Below are 5,334 nucleotides of genomic sequence, written 5' to 3'. Positions count from 1 at the left end.
TCTCCTGGGAGGCGCGCATGGATAGCATCGCAGAAATGGCCGATGCACGCCGGGCCGCCGAAAGCCGTCGACGCTGGCTACTGAAGGCGCCGGCGCTGCTGACGATCATCCTCGCCTCGGTTGGGCCGCTTGCCGTGATGTTCGCCTATTCCGTGATGGCCAAGGGCAGCTTTGGTGGCGTCAATCTCGGCCAGTTCAGCCTTGAGGGCTGGATGAATGTCTTTGTCGAGCGAGACCCCTTCGACGACACGCTCGTGCTGGCCGACGCCAATCTGGTCATTTTGTGGCGTTCGATCAGGCTGGCCCTGGTCACCACCGTGGCAACGTTGCTGATCGGCTTCCCGACGGCCTACTACATCGCCACCCGTCCGGAGCATGTCCGCTCGCAATGGATGCTGCTGATCACGATCCCTTTCTGGACCAATCTGCTCATCCGCACCTTCGCCATCATGGGCATCCTTTCCAACCAGGGGCCTATCAACAACCTTCTTGTCTGGGCCGGCATTGCGGACAAGCCCATCCAGATGCTGTTCACCGACGGCGCGGTGCTTTTGGGCCTGGTCTATGTCTACCTGCCGCTGATGGTCCTTCCAATCTATTCAAGCCTCGAGCGGATGGACTTCAACCTCGTGGAGGCGGGCTACGACCTCTACGCCACGCGATTGAAGGTGCTCTGGCACATCGTCATCCCGTCTTGCCGTCCGGGTATCATAGCCGGATCCATTCTTGTCTTCATTCCGGCCATCGGCGCCTATGTGACGCCGCGCGTGCTCGGCGGCGGCAAGAACATGATGATGGGCAACCTGATCGAACTTCAGTTCGGCCAGGGCAGAAACTGGCCCCTGGGCGCCGCCTTGTCCATCTGCTTGCTGCTGATCGTGACGGTAGCCCTCATCATCTACATCCGCGGAAGCTCTGCAAAGGATAACGGCCATGGCCACTAAAGTGCACGCTTTCGATCTCAAGGCGCAGCCGGGCTTCGGCACGATTGCCCGCCTCGCGATGGTCGTCCTTTATCTCCCGATTATCATTCTCGTGGTCTTTTCCTTCAATGCCACATCGTCGCTTGGCGTTTGGGGAGGCTTTTCCCTCGCTTGGTTCGCCAAGGCCTGGCACAATGACCTGATCATCAATGCGGCGCTCTTCTCGCTGTTTCTGGCGACCGTCGCGGGCGTTCTGGCGACTGCCATGGCCACGATGGCTGCCATCGCCATGACCCGGACAAGCGCCTACCGCGGCCAGACGATCTCCTATGCGCTGATCAACCAGCCGCTGATCGTGCCCGAAATCGTCACCGCCATTTCGCTGCTCATCGTGTTCGCTGCGGTCAAGTCGGCCACCGGCTATTCGGGGACCGGCTATCTGGTGATTGCCCATACGGCCTTCTGCATTCCCTTTGCCTACCTGCCCATTCGTGCGCGGCTGGAAGGCATGGATCTCACCCTCGAAACCGCGGCGGCCGACCTCTATGCCGACCCGTGGAAAACCTTCGTCTATGTCACGCTTCCCCGGCTGGGGCCCGGCATCGTGGCGGGTTTCATGCTCGCCTTCGTTGCGTCGCTCGATGACGTCGTCATCACCGATCTTGTCAAGTCCGGGGGCCAGGAAACCCTGCCGACCTACATGCTGGGCCAGATCCGCCGTGACATGACCCCCGAAGTCAATGCCGCCGCCACCATGCTCCTGGTGCCTTCAATCCTGCTGGTGACGGCCGTGCATCTGATCAATCGCAAAAAATAGAAACCTACAGAGGAGTAACAAAGCATGCGAACAATTTTGACAGCCTTCGCCTCGGGCATGTTGCTTATGGCAGCAGGCAGCGCGGCTCAGGCAGAAGAGCAGTTGAGCCTCTACAACTGGGGCAACTACACCAGCCCCGAGCTTCTGGAAAAGTTCAAGAAAGAAACCGGCATCAGCGTCACGGTTACGGAATATGATTCCAACGACACCGCGCTGGCCAAGGTTCGCGCCGGTGGTTCGGGCTTCGATATCGTTGTTCCCTCGGCCAATTTCGTGCCGATCTGGATCGAAGAAGGGCTTCTTCTTGAATCGCGCCCCGACGAGATGCCGAACTTCAAAAATGTCGACGAACGTTGGGTCAATGTTACCTGGGATCCGGGCCGGCATTATTCCGTGCCGTGGCAGTGGGGCATGATCGGACCGGTTGTCGCCACCTCTGCCTACAAGGGTGACATCAATACCAGTGCAATCTGGCTCGATCCCCCGGAAGAATTGAAGGGCAAGATCAACGTCGTGCCGGAAAAGAACGACGTGCTCTACGCAGCCATCCGCTACATGGGTGGCAAATGGTGCACCGGCGACAAGGAATTCCTCAAGAAGGTCCGCGACAAGCTGCTGGAAGCCAAGAAGTCGTGGGTGTCGATGGACTATGGCATCGAAAAGATGGACAGCCGCGACACGCTGGCCCAGCTTTACTACAATGGCGCTGCCTATCGCGCCCGCAAGGTCAATGCCGATATCAAGCTTGGCTTCCCCAAGGAAGGCTACTCCCTGTTCATGGACAGCGCAGCCGTTCTGGCGGATGCGCCGCATCCGGAAAATGCCAAGAAATTCCTGAGCTTCATCATGGCGCCTGAAAACGCTGCGCTGATTTCGAACTTTGCGACCTATGCCAACGGCATCAAGGGGTCGAGTGAGTTCATGAGCGAAGAAATCAAGGATGCGCCTGAGTTGAACATTCCGCCCGAGTTCATCGCGACCGGCGGCTGGCAGGACGTTTGTCCGGCCGAAGTGGATGAACTCTATACCCGAATCTGGACCGAACTCTTGAAGTAAACAAGACTATTCCCCGGCGGAGCATTACCGCCGGGGTCTATCCCGGTATTCCTCCAAGGCCAAGCAACATGCGTGATTTTCAACTACCAGGGCGTTCCCCTGTCAGAACAACCGGCGCCATGGTCGCCACCTCCCATCCGCTCTCGACACAGGCGGCGCTGGAAATCCTGCGCGCGGGTGGCAATGCCGTGGATGCTGCGGTCTGCGCCAGCGTGGTCCAGGCGGTGGTCGAGCCACAATCGACCGGTATAGGTGGCGATTGCTTTGTGCTCTATTGCGCGGGCGGAACCGACCATGTCATTGCGCTGAATGGCTCCGGCCGCTCGCCTGCCGCTGCGTCGATCGAGCGTTTCCGCGCCATGGGCCTGGAAGAGGTGCCGACTTACGGGCCGCACTCCGTCTCTATTCCCGGCGCCATTGACGCCTGGGACCGGCTGATCCGGGATCACGGTCGCAAGACCCTGGCGGACGTGCTCGCACCTGCCATTTATTATGCGGAGCAAGGTTACGTGGTCCATGATCGCGTGGCTCTCGATTGGGCCGACACGTTTCAGCTGCTGGCGCAGGACGAGCATTCCGCCTCGATCTTTCTCAAGGACGGCCGTGCCTACGAAGCTGGTGAAATTCACCGCCAGCCGGCGCTTGCTGCAACGCTCCGACGCGTCGCGGAAAAGGGCCGAGCGGGATTTTACGAAGGTCCGGTGGCCGAAGCGCTGGTCGGACGGCTGCGGGAAATTGGCGGCCTGCATACGCTCGAGGATTTCGCGGCCACCAGCTGCGATTATGTCACGCCGGTGTCTGTCGACTATCGCGGCTATCGGGTTCACCAGATGCCTCCCAACAATCAGGGCCTGACCGCGCTCCTGATGCTCAACATCCTGGCCCAGGACGACGTCGCGGGCCAGGACCCAAACAGCGTCGAACGGTTCCACCTTGCGGTGGAGGCGGCGCGTCTTGCCTACCGGGAGCGGGACCGCCGGCTGGGGGAGATCGACCGCGACGGTCCGGTGGTGCAAACGCTTCTGTCGATGGAATATGCCGAACGGCTACGCTCCACCATCAGCATGGATCAAGCCAGGACGGGGCTGCCTGAGATCGAGTTTAAGCGTTCCGACACGGTCTATATCTCGATCGTCGATCAGGACCGCAACGCGATCAGTTTCATCAACTCCACCTATCATTCCTTTGGCAGCGGCATCACTTGCCCCCAGACGGGCGTCGTGCTGCAGAACCGGGCATCGAGCTTCCGCATGGATCCCAACCATCCGAATGCGCTTGGTCCCGCCAAGCGCCCCATGCACACGATCATGCCGGGAATGTTGACGCGAAATGGCCGCGCCGTCATGCCTTTCGGCGTCATGGGTGGCGATTATCAACCGATGGGGAATGTCCATTTCCTCAGCAATGTGCTGGACTTCGGCATGGATGTGCAGGCCGCGCTTGATGGTCCGCGCGTCTTTCATACCGAGGGCTCACTCAAGACCGAACGGGGCCTTGCAGGCGCGACGGTCGATAAACTCCAGGCGCTTGGCCACAAAATCGAGCAGGCGACCGAGCCGTTTGGCGGCGGGCAGGCCGTCTGGATCGACTGGGAAAAGGGCACGCTGACGGGCGGCTCGGATCCCCGCAAAGACGGCATGGCCGCAGGCTTCTAGAAGGGCAAAACCAATGGCACGCGCAATTCTCCTGATCGATATCCAGAAAGTCTACACAGATCCGTCATCGCCGCTTCATTGCGTCGGCAATGAGCAGGTGATCGCCAACATCAACAGCATCGTCGCGGCGGGCCAAGCCGCGGGTGATCTGGTGGTTCATGTYCGCCACATCCATCGGGCGGACGGGTCTGACGCCGGCCACATGTTCGACTTCAGCGGTGAGCCAGGGGAACTCGGCTTCGTTGCCGGTACCGAGGAAGTGGAGGACGATCCCCGGCTCAAGGTGCCAGCGGATGCCCTGACCGTGAGCAAGCAACGCTATTCCTGCTTTGTCGGTACGGGTCTGGACCGGCTGCTTCGTGAGAAATCGGTCGACCGGATCGTCATTACCGGCTTCATGACCAATTTCTGCTGCGAAGCCACGGCACGCAACGGCCATGACTTCGACTTCTTCGTCGATTTTGTGCTTGATGCGACCGGCTGTCCGGACCTGTCCGACACGGCGACGCAAGAGACGATTAAAGCAGCCACCGCCGCCACCCTGTCGGCCGGGTTTGCTCGGGTTATGTCCACCGAAGAATGGCTCGCCGGCGCAAACGGCTGAGAGGGGTTGGCGAGCACCTGCCGCTTGCGGCCTGGTGATTCGCCGCCCCCAATCCCGAGACGGTATCGAGCGCGGGCGACCCGACGCCGAAGCGTTTGGTCGCGCCCAACAACCCCGCCAGCTCTGTCTTGTCCGGTACGGAGGTCACTGTCCGGTTTCCCAGGGAAGGCGACCGGTGACCGGCATGCCTTGGCGTCGCGCCACGGACGCGGCAAGTCAATTCGCGTCCGAAGGCCAAAGCTCAGTTTCAGGCCTCATTGAGTGTGATGAGGTCAGCCG

General features: G+C 60.4%; 5 protein-coding genes. All 5 read left to right on the top strand.

What is annotated here, in order from left to right; genetic code table 11:
- The first annotated feature begins 17 nt into the window (after window positions 1-17).
- The 5 genes from AC1D17_RS27555 (at window position 18) to AC1D17_RS27535 (ending at window position 5,055) form a co-directional block, all read left to right on the top strand.
- Entirely contained in the window at window positions 18-944 is a 927-nt protein-coding gene (locus AC1D17_RS27555) for an ABC transporter permease (protein WP_477568425.1), read from the top strand.
- Window positions 934-1,740: an ABC transporter permease gene (locus tag AC1D17_RS27550; RefSeq protein ID WP_477568424.1), complete on the top strand. Its 807-nt coding sequence runs from the start codon at window positions 934-936 to the stop codon at window positions 1,738-1,740. The genes AC1D17_RS27555 and AC1D17_RS27550 overlap by 11 nt, the downstream gene beginning before the upstream one ends.
- Before the next feature lie 24 nt (window positions 1,741-1,764).
- Window positions 1,765-2,796, top strand: coding sequence for an extracellular solute-binding protein (locus AC1D17_RS27545; protein ID WP_477568423.1), 1,032 nt, complete (start codon window positions 1,765-1,767; stop codon window positions 2,794-2,796).
- Between the two features lie 68 nt (window positions 2,797-2,864).
- Entirely contained in the window at window positions 2,865-4,451 is a 1,587-nt protein-coding gene (ggt, locus tag AC1D17_RS27540) for a gamma-glutamyltransferase (RefSeq protein ID WP_477568422.1), read from the top strand.
- Between the two features lie 13 nt (window positions 4,452-4,464).
- Window positions 4,465-5,055: a cysteine hydrolase family protein gene (locus tag AC1D17_RS27535; RefSeq protein WP_477568421.1), complete on the top strand. Its 591-nt coding sequence runs from the start codon at window positions 4,465-4,467 to the stop codon at window positions 5,053-5,055.
- Window positions 5,056-5,334 lie beyond the last annotated feature (279 nt).

This window comes from Pararhizobium sp. P1_E7 (assembly GCF_056405855.1).
This window is presented reverse-complemented; position numbering and strand designations above follow the sequence as displayed.